A 16,217-nucleotide genomic window follows, 5' to 3' on the forward strand; every position below is an offset into this window, starting at 1 on the left:
TCCTCTATAGCGTTTGGCAAGCTGGATAAGTCGCTAATATTGCAAACTTGTCTATGCTTGAATGACTGAAAAACAACGGAAAGGGACTTTAACGTGTTTTCCTCTGCGGCTCAAACCGAATTCCCTGGCGACTGGTCCCGACTGCTGATTGAACTGGCTAAATTGCAACTGGGTTTGACCCAGGGACAGGACGTATTGCCGGCCCTGTGCCAGACCTTGGTTCATACCTCAGGGGCAGAGGCCTTGCTGATGGTGGAGCGTTCAGAGTTAGGGGGCAACGATATGCCTGAGTCAGTCACCTGCTGGTGTCGGGATCCGGTTATCTATCTGACGCTTTGGAGCAGTGTTAATCAGTGGGTCAAAGAAGCGGGCCAGCAAGAGTTGCACCAATGGTTGAAGTTTACCGTCTGGCCCATCAAAGATTCGGAACTATTGCTGTTTTTTCACTCATCGGCTCCCGGGTGGTTTGAGTATTTGGCTGCATGCCAGGCCAGTATCGGCCCTTTGGTGGGCGCCATCTATCAATGTCAGCTCAGTCGCAGTTCATCACAGTCGGTAGAGGATGAACTCTGCTTCAAGGCCGTTATAGACGGTGCCGATAGTTTATTGCTGCTTTTTCGTCTCGAACCTGAGCAGGAACCTATTCTTTATGCCAACCCGGCGGCAACTGCTGTGACCTTATATGCCAACCGGGAGTTGGTGGGTGCCAATTTGACCGCCCTGTTGTTTGAAGGCGAAGAAAGTGATTCCTTTCGAGAACAGTTACACCGCAAGAGCAGTTATAGCGGGGAACTTTGGTGTCATAAGGGCGATGGCGGCAGGGAGTTATTGCATCTCAACTGTTACTGTATTTCCCGAAGTCGGCGTGTATACGCCATTATAGGTCGCGATTACAGCGAGCAGCATCAGTTGCAGCAGGCCGTGGCCAGAACCCAGAAGATGCAGGCCATTGGGGAGTTGGTCGGTGGCATAGCCCACGACTTCAACAATATTCTCGGGGTATTGAAGGGCAACCTGGAGTTAATGCAGCTTAAAACCTCTGATCCCAAAGCTGAAAAATACCTCAATACCGCCTTTAAGGCCTGCCAGCGAGGCACAGATCTGACTCGCAGACTGTTGTCATTTTCGCGCCAGGAACAGTTCAATGCCGCGCCTTGCCAGGTCAATGAGGTGATTGAAGGTTTGCAGGAGTTGTTTGCCAAGTCCTTGACCAGTCAAATAACGCTGAGTATTGAGCTGGCACCGGATAACAAGCCTGTGATGCTCGACAAAGGGGATCTGGAAGACGCCTTATTGAATCTGCTGCTCAATGGTCGTGATGCCATGGAGGGCAAGGGAGAGCTCAAGATCCGTACCGGCAGTTGCTATTTGAGTGGTTATCTGCCCGGGATCGCCATAGGCAAGACCCAGGTGGAGCCCGGGCATTATGTATGGATCAGTGTGATTGATAGCGGCAATGGAATTCCAAAAGCCTTTCAGGACAAGGTATTCGACCCATTTTTTACCACCAAGGACAAGAGCAAGGGCACAGGTCTTGGACTAGCCATGGTGTACGGTTTTGTTAAACGTTCCAAGGGTTATATCGCCATTTTGAATACTGGGGCGAGTGGCACTGAGTTCAGATTATGGTTTCCGCAGAGTCGCAAACTGACACTTGAACCTCAGCTTGGCTCCTACACAAGTGAAGTGCCCAGAGTCAGGCGTCCGATAAAGGCGATAGTGGTGGATGATGAGCCGGAAATGTTGGAAGTAATGGCTGACTATTGCGACCTGCTGGGAATAGAGGCTGAGTTGTTCCACGACCCCCTCATAGTGCTGCAACGCTACGAGCAGCAGCGTTGTGATGCCGAGCTTCTTATCACAGATGTGTTGATGCCTGGCGGTATCAACGGCTATGAACTGGCTCAAAAACTCAATGTTAAACACTCCCTGCTGGTGTTGCTGATCTCCGGTTTTATCCAGAACATAGGGATTTCCAGTGCCGATGAGATGCCGTTTCCGGTACTGCATAAACCCTTTGAACTGACAGGATTGATTCTGGCGCTCAAGCAGGTGGGAATAAGGTTTGCTGATGACAGTAAGGGAGAATTATGGACAATTTAACTGTCTGGGTGGTGGATGATGATCTTGATTATCTGACTTTGATAGAGGAAGTCTTGCAGGATGATTACTTAGTCCAAGTTTTTGACTCGGCAGCAGTTTATTTGTCGGCGTTGGAATCGGCGACACCGGAAATCATCCTGATGGATATCAACCTACCGGATTCCAGCGGTGTGGACCTCTGTGCTCACTTGCAATCACAGGGGCGGGAGGCGTCAGTGGTATTTGTTTCCGGTATGAATACCCTCAATGAGCGCCTTAAAGCCTATGAGGCTGGGGCGGTGGATTTCATCGCCAAACCCTTTGAGTTGAAAGAGCTGTTGGCCAAGGTTCGCAGTGTGGCGCAATATCAGCAGCGCAAACAGTCGCTGATGCAGGCTGAGTCCATGTCGAGAAACATGGCGTTTCAATCCATGAGTGAATCGTCCCAATATGGCTGCGTGCTGCAGTTTTTCCGCCAATGTTTCCTTTGTAATAACTTTCGTGCCCTTGCCGATGCCTTTTTTGAACTGATGAGTCAGCTCAATCTCAATACCTGTCTGAAAATATGCACAGACAGCACCGAGTACTTTGTGCCGGACAATGCCCAGATAAGCCCGATAGAAGCCAATATTTTCGAGCTTTTGGATAAACAAGGACGCTTGTATGACTTTGGTAACCGAACCATGTGCAACGACAAGCATGTGTCATTCTTGATCAAGAATATGCCCGTCGAGGATGAGGTGTTGTATGGCCGCCTCAGGGACGTAATTGCCGTTGTGGTCGAAGGATTGGAGGCCAGGGTATTGGATATAGAACGCCAGCAGATGCTGCGTCGGGTGATGGATAGGTTACACCTGTTGATGAAACAACTGGGCGATTCCATGCAGCAACAGGATCAGCGTTTCTGTGATGCCTTATCGGGGATCACCACAGAAATTCGCAGTAGCTTTCACGTGTTGGACATGACAGAAGAGCAGGAGAGCTATTTTACCTCCATGGTTGAGCGGCACCTGCGCGAAGCCAGCTCTGCCGGTGAAGCATTTAATCGTATCCGCAGTTCTCTCAAAGGAATGTTGGTGATGATGGAGGAAAGTCTGCGGGGCTGATATGCTTGCTAAAGCTTGGATAAGAGCCAATAACAGTATGGCCGGATAGCCTCACGGGACAAACAGTGCTTAGATAATAGATGTTGTACTTACCGCTAATTTATGAATTGTTGATTTAGAAGGTTATTTTCCTTGATCTTTATCATGTCCCTGGAAAACATCTATGGTTAGTATTGAGTAATCTTTGGCCTGTTTACTACTATTACCTAGAAAGGCCCGACTCAAGATGGAGTGCCCTATGCTGCAAAGATTGATGAATGACCACAAGCATATTGCCATATTGCTGAAGTTGCTAAAGGGGAAATACCAGAAGCTGGCCGAAGGTGAGCATGTCAATTTTAATCTGGTACGGGATGTTGTTGAGTACATGCAGGGCTATGCCGAGCATAGCCATCATCCGCTCGAAGACATCATTTATGACTACTTTCTTATCAAGGAGAGCCGTACCGAGCCAACCAGGCGCCTTGAACAGGAACATCAAAAGCTAATCGATGCCTCATCAACCTTGATGGCGACCCTCAACCTTATTCTCAATGATGTCGTCGTGGCCAAGGAAAAATTGGTTACTGAATTAAAAGAGTATGTAGATTTGCAGGAAAAGCACATGCTATACGAGGAAAGGGAAATTTTTCCTCTGCTTGCCAAGAGCCTGCAGGATGAGGATTGGCAGAAGATCCAAAGTATGTGTGAATTGAAGTTGATAGAGGATCCTTTGTTCAGCAGTGATGATAACCAGTTGTTTGATGAGCTGAGAAACTACATTCATACAGCCGATAGATAATTATATATTCTTTAACTTGCATTGAATGGATATTAAAAAAGAGCGCTACGCGCTCTTTTTTAATGACTCTCATATTCAGAGGAGGCTATCGATATCATAATTAAAACTGCTGTCTATCTCCTGTAACTCTTTCAGCAGACGATGCTTGTCTTTCAATGCTTCAATCTCTCGCCATTTACGCTTCTTGCTGGAGCTTCGAGAGCGGCTTGGTCTTTCAACGACTTCATCTAGCGCACTACCATAATCCAAACGATCCATGGCAACCTCCTTTGTTGTATGTTTTATCAACACTTAAATATCATACTTGGCAAACAGGGTGCAAGAAGAATGTTTCTTTTTTGTTAAAGCGAGATGATGCTTTGATGAAGTCGTTTAGATGAGATGGGTGGTAAAAAAATACCAGCCAGTGGAGCTGGCTGGTATTTCTTGATTTGTAAGCTGAAAAGGCTAGATTTTACCTTGTCTGAAGAGATTAATTAGAGCATTGCTGGAAGAGTCTAGATCCTTACTGTCTAGCTCTGCACCAATACGCGACAGTACTTCATTCCCTAGCTTTTTACCCAGCTCGACCCCCCATTGATCGAATGAGTTAATATCCCAGATAGCGCCTTGAACCAGCGTCCTGTGTTCATAAAGGGCAATCAAGGCGCCCAGGGTTATAGGGGTCAACTTGTCCATCAACAAGGTATTGCTCGGCTTGTTGCCTTCCATGACCTTATGTTTGGCAATAAGCTGTTTCTCTGCCTCAGTGAATGAGCTGTCTGCCAGTTCGGCCAAGGCTTCATCAAAGGTTCGTCCCTGCATCAGCGCCTGGGTTTGACCAAAACAGTTGGATGCCAGTTGCGCATGATGCTCCCCAATAGGGTTATGGCTTTGCAGCGGCAGGATAAAGTCAGCCGGGATCAATGCAGTACCTTGGTGCAACAATTGGTGGTAGGCGTGTTGGCCATTTGTGCCTTCTCCGCCCCAAATGACCGGGCCTGTACTGTAATCCACTGCATTGCCGTCCAGAGTGACGGACTTGCCGTTACTCTCCATATCCAGTTGCTGGAAATAGGCCGGAAGTCCTCTGAGGTAGTGGTCGTAGGTCAACACCACATGGGACTGGGCATTGAAGAAGTTGTTGTACCATACAGAGAGCAGGCCCATGATCACAGGCATATTCTGCTCAAGGGGCCTGGATGCGAAATGTACATCCATAGCTCTGGCGCCTGCCAGCAGTGCTTTGAAGTTATCCATGCCTATCAGGGCGGCTATGGGCAAACCTATGGCCGACCAAAGAGAATAACGCCCGCCAACCCAATCCCACATGGGGAAGATATTGTCTTCATCTATGCCAAACGCCGTTGCCTTGGCGACATTGGAGGTAATTGCCGCAAAGTGCTTGCCGATATCTTGCTGTGAGCCACCTTTGGCCAGGAACCACTCTTTGGCGCTGAGGGTGTTGGTCAGGGTTTCCTGAGTGCCAAAGGATTTTGACGACATCAGGAACAGGGTGGTTTCAGGATCCAGCTTCTTCAGTTTTTCACTGATGGCCGTGCCGTCGACATTGGCGACGAAATGACACTGTAGCTTACCGTTCCAATAGGGACGCAGGGCCTCGGAGATAATCTTGGGGCCGAGGAAGGAACCGCCAATACCTATGGAGACAAGATCTGTGATTTTCTTGCCGGTATAGCCGCGCCACTGACCTGAATAGAGCGCCTCGACAAAAGCCTCCATTTGAGCCAGGGTTTGCTGAACTTCAGGGACTACATTGACGCCATCGACGCGAATATCCGCATCGGCCGGTGCTCTCAGGGCTGTGTGCAACACGGCACGCTGCTCCGTGGTATTGATTGCTTCGCCGGCAAACATTGCCGCTATTTTTTGCTCAAGTCCGGCTTCTCGGGCGAGCTTGAGTAACTCCTGCAGAACCGCCTCAGTGAGGCGGTTCTTGGAGAAATCTAACAGCAATCCACAATCTTTAATCGACAGTTGATCAAAGCGCTGCGGGTTTTCGGCAAAGAGTTCACGCATGTGAGGCAGATCTGCACTCATCGCCTTGAGAGTCTGCCAGGTAGCAGATTGAGTCAAATGTGTCATGAGTAGTCCCTGATCTTCAGTTTCAGAACAATCCTTGATTAGCTCAGTTTAGCTTTAAGCATGGTCTCGAGTTTGCCCTGATCTATGGCAAAGTTACGGATACCTTCGGCCAGTTTTTCCACTGCCATGGGATCTTCGTTGAACTCCCAGCGGAACTCAGCCTCGGTCAGTGGCTTGGGTGGCTCTTGGGTTTCAGTGGCCGGTTGCAGCTTGGTTATTATCTGGGTGTTTGAGTTGGCCAGTTCTTCCAGCAAAGATGGGCCTATAGTCAGACGATCACAGCCGGCGAGTTCAATGATTTCACCTGTGTTACGGAAGCTGGCGCCCATAACCACAGTCTGATAACCATGCTGTTTGTAATAGTTGTAAATCTGGGTCACTGAGATCACACCAGGATCTTCACTGGCATTATATTCTTTGCCAGTATCTTTTTTATACCAGTCGAGAATGCGGCCGACAAAGGGTGAAATCAGGTAAACTCCGGCTTCGGCGCAGGCTCGGGCCTGGGCGAAGCTGAACAAGAGTGTCAGGTTGCAGTTGATACCCTTTTGTTCCAGTTCCTTGGCGGCGCTGATGCCTTCCCAGGTGGAAGCCAGTTTGATCAGAATGCGAGACTTGTCGATACCGGCCGCTTCATAGAGTTTAACCAGCTTGTTGGCCTTGGCAATTGAGCCGGCTTTATCGAATGAAAGGCGAGCATCTACTTCGGTTGAAATACGTCCCGGTACCAGCTTGAGAATTTCCACCCCTATGTTGACAGCCAACTTATCTGCGGCGTCTTCCAGTTGTTGCTGTGGATCCTGGCTCTGAGCTTTAGCCCAGGAAATCGCATCATCGATCAGTGGCGCATACTCTGGGATTTGCGAGGCTTTGAGGATCAGCGATGGGTTGGTGGTGGCATCCTGTGGATGATAGAGCTTGATCGCTTCGATGTCACCGGTATCAGCAACTATGGTTGTAACGGATTTGAGTTGCGTGAGTGTGTTTGCCATGAAAAACATCCTTCTCAGATTGCGGCCGTTTACGCGGAAATTGCATTACGCTATTAAAAGCGATTTTGCCTCTGTTTCCAACCAGGATTGAAAAAAAATTACAAAAATGGTGAGAAATTGTCAATGAAGGCCGTTGTCGGTTAAAGGAAGTGTACTCCCATAGCCGAGGGAATTCTAATGACAAAAAAGAGTGAAAATAAAAAAGTCGCTGCAGGGCAGCGACTTTTTCAGAAGAAGTTCAGCTTATTTCAGCAGGGCTTCTTTTTCTTTAAAGCTCAGGAGAGCTTCGATACGGCGGTTAACCTTGTTGGCTTCTGCAGAAGAACCCTGCATCAGCGGCTGGCTTTCACCGTAGCCCTTGGCGCTGATACGGCTGGCATCGATGCCATACTGTTCAACCAGTACTTTGGCAACTGCGTCGGCGCGCTTTTGAGACAGCCACTGGTTGTAATCGGCTTTACCTGGCAGAGAGGCGTGGCCGGCGATTTCCAGATCAGCTTTAGGATACTTGCTCATAAAGTCAGCAACTTTCTGGATTTCAGCCATAGAGTCGGCTTTCAGTACAGATGAGTTGTTATCGAACTCAGCTTTAACTTCCAATGTTTCCAGTTTTTCAACATAGATAGAGCAGCCATTGGCGTCTACCTTGTGGTTGGCTGGTGTGTTTGGACACTGGTCCATATCGTCGTTAACACCGTCGTTGTCGCTGTCAACGGGTTCTACGACCACAGGAGCGACTACAGGGGCTGGTTTTGAAGTGCTGCCGAAACGGTAGCTCAGTTCAAGACCCCAGTAGTTACTTTCCATTTCCAGAGTGTTCCACTTTTCTTCGTCGAGGTTTTCATAACGACGATACTTGGCGGCCAGTTTCAGGTTCTCTGTGATGTTGTAACCGATACCGGCACCGAAGTAAGGCGCAACACCGCTATCGCTGTAGTACTCGCTACCCCATTGTTTGTTGTTGGAAATGTGGTAGTTCATGGCACCGGCTTCAGCAGACAGGCTCCACTTATCGGCGAAAGGCCAGAAAGCCACCAAGCCCAGAGTGGCGCCCTTGACACCAACGTCGTTGAGTTTGTTGCTATAGTCGGTCCATTCGGCACGACCCAGGTCGCGGTACCCCAGTTCTACACCGAAGTAATCATTGAACAGGTAACCTGCAAATACGTCCCAAGCATATGGATCGTCTTCACCACAGGTTTTCATGGTTTTCTGATCACAGTTTGGTTCGTAGTTGTTTACGCCGAGGCCAGCACCGACATACCATGGGCTGAGCTCATCTGCTGCAGATGCTGCAAAAGGCATCATAGATGCAAGCAACAATACTTTAAATGTCTTATTCATCATGTTCTCCAAGTCCATTGCTATTTAATTACCCATATGTCCCGTATAGGAAACACGACTAGCACTTAATGTGGGGTTCCGTTTAGTGTTTTAGCTAGCTGGCTCAATTATCCATTGAAATAAAGCAATTTTCCACTTTTCAAGCGATAATTTTATTGTTCACTATTTGAACTGCTTGGTTTTTTAACAATTGAGACTAAAGAAAAAGCGCCTGTTAGAAGGCGCTTTTTTATTTTTGCAAAACAATTTCTTAACTAAAATTTTTGCTTTTTGTTTAGCTATGGTTCAGCTTAACGGGTCCAAATCCAGTTTTCGATATACTCAGGATCAACACCATTGGCCTTGATATAGTTTCTATGGTCAACCAAACGTTGCAGCATATCTGTGGTAATCGCTACGTGACGGGTCTCATCAATAACACCTTGCTGGAATAATTTGTAAGCCATATCTATTACCAGGTGATAACGAGAAGTACCGTTACGTACGCCCATATCAAATGGCGTGGTGGTTGAGCCTTCTTCTTCATAACCCTTAATTCTGAATCTATGGCTACCTTTGTAATCGAAGATCAGTTTTTTGATGGTGTTTGGATAACCGTGATAGTTAAATACCACACCTTTGTCTTCGGTAAATATCTCATCCATCAACCAAGGCTTTTCCTGGAATTTAAGGCTACCCAGACCACTGCTGTGTAATTCAGTGACGCTGACAAAGCGGATACGCACTCTTGGCAGTAATTCGCGGATTAATACCAATGCCGCCATACACTCCTGAGTGACATAGTCACCACAACCTGCCAAGACGACATCCGGGTTTTCATCAGAGGCAAAATCCCACACCATTACACCTTCTTTGGCTTGTTTACGGGCCTCTTCAAGGCTCAGCCATTGCGGCAGCTCTTTCTTACCGGCGACCAGAATATTCAACTTGTCACGGTCGGCGAAAGCTCGCTCTGTGTAAACCAAAGTGGTGTTGGCATCGGCTGGCAGGTAAGCCGAGATTATCTTGGGGTGTTTCTCAAGCATGGCCCCCAGGAAAGAAGGGTTCTGGTGAGAGTAACCGTTGTGATCCTGACGCTCCAGCAGAGAGGAGAGAACTACGTTACAGGCCGGCAGCGGCTTACGGAAGTGAACCCCTTGGCTGGCATAGACATACTTACAATATTGGTCGGCCATGGAAGACACTACCTGAGAGAAGGATTCATAGGTAGGGAACATGGCGTGACGGCCGGTAACTGTGTAGCCGTGCATCATGCCGAACAGCAGGTTTTCAGATAACAGCTCCATGACCCGACCATCACGGCTCATATCTTCATCCCAGCTTTCAATTGGCCATTGCCAGGCGCGATCTGTGGCTTCAAATACTGCTTGCAGCTGGTTGGAATAAGTTTCATCCGGGCTGAAGATCCGCAGGTTGCGCTGATCTTTATTGAGGCGGAAGGCTTCGCGCATCCACTGACCCATTTTCAGCATGGAGTAACCACGATGGCCTCTTGGGACTTCAGGGCCGTAGGCCAGCTTGGATAGGTCAGGATTGCTGAGGGCGCGCACCACTTCACCACCATAGCTCATCTTTTGACGGCCACAGCAGAGCTCCGCAGGGGGCAGCAGTGACTGGATGTCTTTGTCGAAGACAATCTGGTTCTGCTCGTTGATGGAGTAGAGTTCGGAGAACTTGTAGCTGTCGAGCCAGCCATCTAATGCGGCCAGATGACCTTTGTCGGTGGCACACTTATTGACAATTACCTGGTGAGACTCGCAGTTGCCTTCGAGTTTCTTGCCATCGTATTCGGGAACACCTGTCCAGCCTTTTGCTGTACGCATCAGGATTACCGGCCAACGTGGCTTGACGACATCTTCGCCGTTGCGGGCACGTTTCTGAATATCGTTAATCATCTCATAAGCCGTATCCATCGCCTTGGTCATCTGCAGGTAGACATCTTCTTCCTGCTCGCTGTCCACTATGATGGGATGGTAACCCAGGCCTCTGAATTCAAGTTCCAGCTCTTCGTGGCTCATGCGTCCCATACGGGTAGGGCCGGAAATCTTGTAACCATTAATATGAACAATCGGCAGTATGGCACCGTTGGTGGCGGGAGAAACCAGGCGGTTGGCATACCAGGATGCAGCCAGTGGACCAGTTTCAGATTCGCCGTCACCGACAAGCACTGCGGCAATCAAGTCTGGATTATCCAGCACCGCACCCCAGGCTACAGACAAGGAGTAGCCCAACTCACCCCCTTCAAGGATTTGTCCCGGAGCTTCGGGGTTGGCATGTGAAGGGTAACCGTAAGCGGCGGAGAATTTACGGCAGATATCTTCAATACCGGTTTCGTTGTAGGGGATGGTTTCTGGATAGAAGTGGCTTAGAGAGCCTTCAAGGAAGAGGTTGGCCTGTACGGCGGGGAAACCGTGGCCCGGGCCAACCAGATAGAGGAACGGACGCTTGTGCTTGGTAATCAATCTGTTCACGTTAGCATATACAAAGTTGATCCCCGGGCAGGTTCCCCAATGGCCCAAGAGCCTTGGCTTTATATCACTGTGTTGTAACGGGCGTTTGTACAATACATTGTGCTTGAGGTAAATCTGTGAGGTTGCCAGGAAGTTAGTGGCCCGGACAAATTTCTTCAGTGCACCTATCTCTTGCTTTTGGGTCATATCGTGCCTCGCTTGAGCTAGCTAAAAGTGAATCAGATTATCTTGTGGCTACTATATTTGTAGTTTTATTACAAAAACGTGCCAAACATCCAAGTTTTGAAAGTTTGTTTAGCTGGTGGTTTTTTTAGAAAATTCGTGTGACACCATTGTTGTTCAAGTTAAAACTCTAGTTTGTTCTGGTATTTTTATGGTGAATTTACTGTCGGTCGAGTGATTAAGTGTGATCTTGATCACGCGGTAATTTCAAGTTCCTATGCTATTTTCTTCGCCCTCAAGCCCGGCCGGCATACCTTGGGGTATGTAGGATAATTCGAAAAGAAACTGGCCGATGCTTATCCTTTTTCATTCAGGAAGGAATCTTAACCACAAACTTGGCGATATACCGTCAGAGATGGGCCAGGTTTGTCACGGGAAAGCTTACAATTATGATAATAGAAACCATAGTCGATTTTTTGAACTCTCTGCTTTGGGGAAAACTATTGGTCTATGCCTTGGTGGGCGCTGGCTTGTACTTCACTCTAAGGCTTTTGTTCATTCAGCTCACTCACCTGGGGCATTCTGCCAAGGTGATGGCTACCAGTAGGCAGGGCTGTGACAGCGGCTTGTCTTCATTTCAGGTATTTTGTACCAGTATGGCCGCAAGAGTCGGTGCCGGTAATATGGCCGGGGTGGCCGTTGCCATAGGTGCAGGTGGCCCTGGTGCAGTTTTTTGGATGTGGCTCATCGCTCTGTTGGGTATGGCTACGGCCATGATTGAGTCTACTCTGGCTCAGATCTATAAAGTAAAAGATAAAGATGACCAGTTTCGTGGCGGTCCTTCTTATTATATGGAAAGGGGGCTTGGCCAGCGCTGGATGGGGATTCTTTTCTCCGTATTCTTGATCATCGCCTTTGGTTTGGTTTTCAATGCCGTTCAGGCCAATACCATTACGGGGGCATTGGAAATTGTGTTTGATGTCAAAGAGGCTTACTGGTTTGACATTAAAGCAACTTATTGGATAGGTATTCTGCTGGTGATCACCAGTGGCTTGGTCATCATGGGTGGGCTGCGTAAAGTTGCGCGGGTATCCGAGGTAGTTGTACCTATTATGGCTTTTGCTTATATCTTGATCGCCTTGGTCGTTGTCGGGATGAATATTGAGCAATTGCCGACCATTCTCAAACTGATAGTCAACAGCGCCTTCGGTTGGCAAGAGGCCGCTGCCGGTGGGGTGGCTTATACTGTGGCTCAGGCGATGCAGTCCGGGATCGCTCGTGGTTTGTTCTCTAACGAGGCGGGCATGGGGAGTGCTGCCAACGTCGCTGCCAGCGCCTCACCGACACCAAACCATCCTGCCTCCCAGGGGTTTGTACAGATGATAGGGGTGTTTATGGACACTATTGTTATCTGTAGTGCAACAGCCGCAATAATTTTGCTGGCCGGTGATCTCAGCAGTGTTAATATCGGCGAGGGGGACAAAGGGATCCAACTGACAATAGCGGCATTGACCACTCATGTTGGAGATTGGGGTGGCTTTTTTGTGGCTTTTGCCATCTTACTGTTTTGTTTCACCTCAATAATCGCCAACTACTCTTATGCCGAAACCAATGTGCTGTTCCTTTCCAATAATAGCCGTAAGGTGTTGCCCCTGTTCCGCTTGTGTGTGCTAGGCATGGTGATGTTTGGAGCTGTGGCGAAAATAACCTTGGTATGGAATTTGGCCGATCTTTCCATGGGCTTGATGGCGACAGTCAACATCATTGCCTTGGTACTACTTTCCGGTATTGCCATGCGGGTGATTAATGATTACCGCGATCAGTTGAGTGAAGGCAAAGAACCTGTGTTTGACAAGAGCAAGTTTCCTGAGCTTGAAGAACATATTGAAGAGGGTATCTGGACCGGTGAACCTGTGGTTCGCAGTGACAAAGGCTGGTAACTGAATCCGGCCCCAGATTGGGGCCATCGGAAAAACCACGCTATCAATGCGTGGTTTTTTTATTTACTGCCAGTATCATGGGCAGTTCTATACCAAATAAGACGGAGTGAATATGCTGATTTTGGTTTCACCGGCCAAGACGCTGGATTATGACAACCCGGCGGCGGTATCTGAATACAGCCTGCCACAGTTTCTCGAGCACAGCAGCGAGCTTATTCAGGTTTGCCGGGATCTGACCCCAGCCAATATTGCTTCTTTGATGAAAGTCAGTGACAAAATTGCTGGCTTGAATGCCGCCAGATTCGCCGAGTGGCAGCCTGAATTCACCCCCGAGAATGCCAAGCAAGCACTCTATGCTTTCCGTGGTGACGTATACACAGGTCTGGATGCAGACAGCCTTGCCCCGGAAACGGTTGCTCGGGCTCAGCAGCATCTGCGTATTTTATCCGGACTCTATGGCCTCTTGAGGCCTCTGGACTTGATGCAAGCTTATCGGTTAGAAATGGGTACCTCTTTGGCTAATCCCAGGGGCAGTAACCTGTACGCCTTCTGGGGGAATATCATCACAGATGCCATTAATCAGGCATTGGCTCAGCAAGGGGATGATATTGTAGTGAATTTGGCGTCCAACGAGTACTTCAAGGCGGTTAAGCCCAAGCAGGTTGCCGGACGTATTATCACGCCGGTGTTCAAAGACTGCAAAAATGGTCAGTATAAGGTAATAAGCTTCTACGCCAAGAAGGCCAGAGGCATGATGGCGCGCTACCTGTTGGAGCAAGAGGAACAGAGTCTGGAGCGATTAAAGGCATTTAACAGCGCCGGCTATTATTACAGTGAAGCCGAGTCCAGCCCAGGCTCCCCTGTGTTTTTGCGGGAAGAACAGAGCTGATACCCTTTCCCGCTATATAAAGATAAGAAAGCCGTTCATTATTGAACGGCTTTTGGCTTCTAAAGCGTGTGATTTACTGTTTGGCAGGCAGCGGTCGCAGTTCCAGTTCTGACTGTGCCATCAAATAGGCGAACTGGGCATAGGCCGCAACGTTTTGTGCCAGCGCCTTGGGATCTATCTTGTCCAGGGTATCGTTGGGGGTGTGGTGGTAGTCAAAGTAATCGGTACCATCCTGGCGCAGGGAGGCCACAGGAACGCCACTGGCCGGCAGCATGGAAACATCCGGGCCACCATAGGCGCTGTTGTCACCTGCGGCAACGCCGTTTCGCTGCATTACTTGGGTCAGTTGCTGTAGTTTGGGCAGCACTTGCTCATTGACCTGAAAGTCGATGCGATAGATAGGGCCAGCCCCGAAATCGGATTCGGCGGCGATATAGTGTTTATCCAGCTCTGCAGCGTGGGCCTTGGCATAAGCCTTACCACCAACCAAGCCTATCTCTTCGGCCGCATAGAGCACGACACGTACTGTGCGTGCAGGTTTTTCCGGTAAATCCTGGATAAGCTTACCGGCAGCGGTGACAATCGCGACCCCGGCACCGTCATCTATGGCTCCCGTGCCTTCATCCCAGGAGTCCAGATGAGCGCCAATCAGCACGATTTCATCTGGCTTGCTGCTGCCGGTGACTTCGGCGATGACGTTATAGGAAATGGCACTGCCCTTGTTCTCGGGTGACATCTTTAAAGCGAGGGTGATATCGGCAGATCGCTTGAGCATGGCATTGACCAGATCCGCATCCGGCGCCGACATGGCCGCTGCCGGGATCCGCTTTAAGCCTTCTTCATAACGCATGGTGCCGGTATGGGCCATACGGTCATGATCTGTACCTATCGAACGGATAACTATCGCCAAGGCACCTTTTCGCGCGGCCTCTATTGCTCCTCGTGAGCGGCCACCTACGCTCTTGCCATAACCTTTACCTGTCTTGTGGCGCTCGGTTTTCTGATCGATAAAGACAATTTTCCCGGTAACATCATCAGGATTGGCTTCTTTAAGTGCAGCCAGGCTGTCGAAACGAACTATCTTGGCCGTGATCCCTTCTGCCGGAGTGGCCACACTACCTCCTAATGCCGTGATAACCAGAGGCTGTTGGAAGGGGGCCACTATGCTGGCACTGGCTTCACCGCGTTCCCACACCGGGACTTCCACTGCTTCTTTATAAACACGGTCAAAACCCAGTGACTGCAGCTTTTTTTCCGCCCAGGCAACCGCCACAGCGTCTTTTGGGCTACCAGCCAGGCGAGGGCCAACTTCCACTGTTAAAGATTCCACAATTTGAAAGCCGAGGTCAGAACCTAGGGCTTTTTGCTGCAATGATTCAGCAAGCAGTTGATTTGTATCGGAAGGTGAGGGGGATTGACAGCCAATAAGTGATGAAATCAACAGTGGAAGTAACAGGGCGGTTCGATAGTTTTTCATGTGTTTCCTTTGTTTTTATTAGGTATGTCCCATTTTTGAAAACAATCTAACAAAAAGTGTGCTTTATGTCCCGACTATCTCCGTAAGGCAAGGCTATATTAGGGACGGAGTTTGTATTAGGAGAATAGGCTCGTCATGAATATTGAGTTGATGCAGCAGCGAGCGGACCATGCCGTCGTATTATTGAAGGCGCTGGCCAATGAGAGGCGTTTATTTATTCTGTGCTATCTCCTGAGTGAGGGAGAGATGTGCGTTGGGGAAATGAACAAGAAACTGGGATTGAGTCAGTCGGCTTTGTCTCAGCATCTGGCTTGGTTGCGTAAAGACAATCTGGTGGCAACCCGCAAAGAAGCCCAGACAGTGTACTATTCGCTCAAGAGTGAAGAAGTGCGCGAAATCATCAAGCTGTTGAATAACATCTATTGTCATTGATGTTATTGAATTTCAGATATAAAAAAACCGGCAAATGCCGGTTTTTTTTATGCTTGTATCGAATTAAGCAGCCAGTGCTTTGATACGAGCGTTCAGACGAGCCTTATGACGGGCAGCCTTGTTCTTGTGGATCAGGCCTTTGGTTGCCATACGGTCAAGAATGGGTTGTGCAACAGCGAAAGCTTCAGTAGCCGCTTTGTGATCGCCAGCTTTGATAGCAGCGATAACTTTTTTCACGTAGGTACGCAACATAGAGCGACGGCTAGCGTTGTGTTGACGACGCTTTTCTGATTGAAGCGCGCGCTTCTTTGCAGTCTTGCTATTAGCCAAGGTGCAACTCCTAAAAACTGGATTTGATACTTTTAAAGGCCGAGGAGAATGCCCGGTTTTCGCCACTTTGTCAATGACAATGATTGAATATCCATCATAAAGATAAATTAATCCAACCTGATTTGG

The 16,217-nt window shown here is 48.8% G+C and carries 13 protein-coding genes; 6 read left to right on the top strand and 7 right to left on the bottom strand.

Annotated elements, in window-relative coordinates:
• Positions 1-93 precede the first annotated feature (93 nt).
• The 3 genes from CX651_RS08465 (at position 94) to CX651_RS08475 (ending at position 3,969) form a co-directional block, all read left to right on the top strand.
• The gene (locus CX651_RS08465) at positions 94-2,103 is read left to right on the top strand and encodes an ATP-binding protein (protein WP_226564515.1); all 2,010 of its coding nucleotides are present in this window, start codon (positions 94-96) and stop codon (positions 2,101-2,103) included.
• Positions 2,091-3,188: a response regulator transcription factor gene (locus CX651_RS08470; RefSeq protein ID WP_101055507.1), complete on the top strand. Its 1,098-nt coding sequence runs from the start codon at positions 2,091-2,093 to the stop codon at positions 3,186-3,188. The genes CX651_RS08465 and CX651_RS08470 overlap by 13 nt, the downstream gene beginning before the upstream one ends.
• A 238-nt stretch (positions 3,189-3,426) precedes the next feature.
• The gene (locus CX651_RS08475; RefSeq protein ID WP_039034893.1) at positions 3,427-3,969 is read left to right on the top strand and encodes a hemerythrin domain-containing protein; all 543 of its coding nucleotides are present in this window, start codon (positions 3,427-3,429) and stop codon (positions 3,967-3,969) included.
• Between the two features lie 75 nt (positions 3,970-4,044).
• Here the strand turns inward: CX651_RS08475 and CX651_RS08480 are convergent, their stop codons facing one another.
• The 5 genes from CX651_RS08480 to CX651_RS08500 all read right to left on the bottom strand — a co-directional run bounded on the left by CX651_RS08480 (position 4,045) and on the right by CX651_RS08500 (position 11,047).
• Positions 4,045-4,227 (bottom strand): DUF3545 family protein, encoded by a 183-nt coding sequence (locus tag CX651_RS08480; protein WP_071477005.1) that lies wholly within the window; start codon positions 4,225-4,227, stop codon positions 4,045-4,047.
• 189 nt (positions 4,228-4,416) lie between these two features.
• On the bottom strand, positions 4,417-6,054 hold the full coding sequence (gene pgi / locus CX651_RS08485) for a glucose-6-phosphate isomerase (protein WP_101055508.1): 1,638 nt from the start codon (positions 6,052-6,054) through the stop codon (positions 4,417-4,419).
• Positions 6,055-6,092: 38 nt separating this feature from the next.
• Positions 6,093-7,046: a transaldolase gene (tal, locus tag CX651_RS08490; RefSeq protein WP_101055509.1), complete on the bottom strand. Its 954-nt coding sequence runs from the start codon at positions 7,044-7,046 to the stop codon at positions 6,093-6,095.
• Positions 7,047-7,289: 243 nt separating this feature from the next.
• Positions 7,290-8,393 carry an OmpA family protein gene (locus CX651_RS08495; protein WP_101055511.1) on the bottom strand — a complete coding sequence of 368 codons (1,104 nt, stop codon included), beginning with the start codon at positions 8,391-8,393 and terminating at the stop codon, positions 7,290-7,292.
• Positions 8,394-8,680: 287 nt separating this feature from the next.
• Positions 8,681-11,047: a phosphoketolase family protein gene (locus CX651_RS08500; RefSeq protein ID WP_101055513.1), complete on the bottom strand. Its 2,367-nt coding sequence runs from the start codon at positions 11,045-11,047 to the stop codon at positions 8,681-8,683.
• Between the two features lie 428 nt (positions 11,048-11,475).
• Between CX651_RS08500 and CX651_RS08505 the strand changes: the two genes are divergently transcribed.
• A complete protein-coding gene (locus CX651_RS08505) occupies positions 11,476-12,963 on the top strand; it encodes an alanine/glycine:cation symporter family protein (protein WP_101055597.1) in 1,488 nt (495 codons plus the stop codon).
• A gap of 112 nt (positions 12,964-13,075) precedes the next feature.
• Entirely contained in the window at positions 13,076-13,852 is a 777-nt protein-coding gene (yaaA, locus tag CX651_RS08510; RefSeq protein ID WP_101055515.1) for a peroxide stress protein YaaA, read from the top strand.
• A 73-nt stretch (positions 13,853-13,925) separates the two neighbouring features.
• Here yaaA and CX651_RS08515 read toward each other — a convergent pair whose 3' ends face one another.
• Positions 13,926-15,329: a M28 family metallopeptidase gene (locus tag CX651_RS08515; protein ID WP_101055517.1), complete on the bottom strand. Its 1,404-nt coding sequence runs from the start codon at positions 15,327-15,329 to the stop codon at positions 13,926-13,928.
• 135 nt (positions 15,330-15,464) lie between these two features.
• Here CX651_RS08515 and CX651_RS08520 point away from each other — a divergent pair, with 135 nt between their 5' ends.
• The gene (locus tag CX651_RS08520) at positions 15,465-15,761 is read left to right on the top strand and encodes an ArsR/SmtB family transcription factor (protein ID WP_025011907.1); all 297 of its coding nucleotides are present in this window, start codon (positions 15,465-15,467) and stop codon (positions 15,759-15,761) included.
• A gap of 63 nt (positions 15,762-15,824) precedes the next feature.
• On the opposite strand, the gene rpsT is transcribed toward CX651_RS08520, so the two are convergent.
• Positions 15,825-16,091, bottom strand: a complete 267-nt coding sequence (gene rpsT / locus CX651_RS08525; RefSeq protein WP_025011908.1) for a 30S ribosomal protein S20 — start codon at positions 16,089-16,091, stop codon at positions 15,825-15,827.
• Positions 16,092-16,217 lie beyond the last annotated feature (126 nt).

The sequence above is a fragment of the Shewanella chilikensis genome (genome assembly GCF_002836945.1).
In the GTDB taxonomy this organism is placed as follows: domain Bacteria; phylum Pseudomonadota; class Gammaproteobacteria; order Enterobacterales; family Shewanellaceae; genus Shewanella; species Shewanella chilikensis.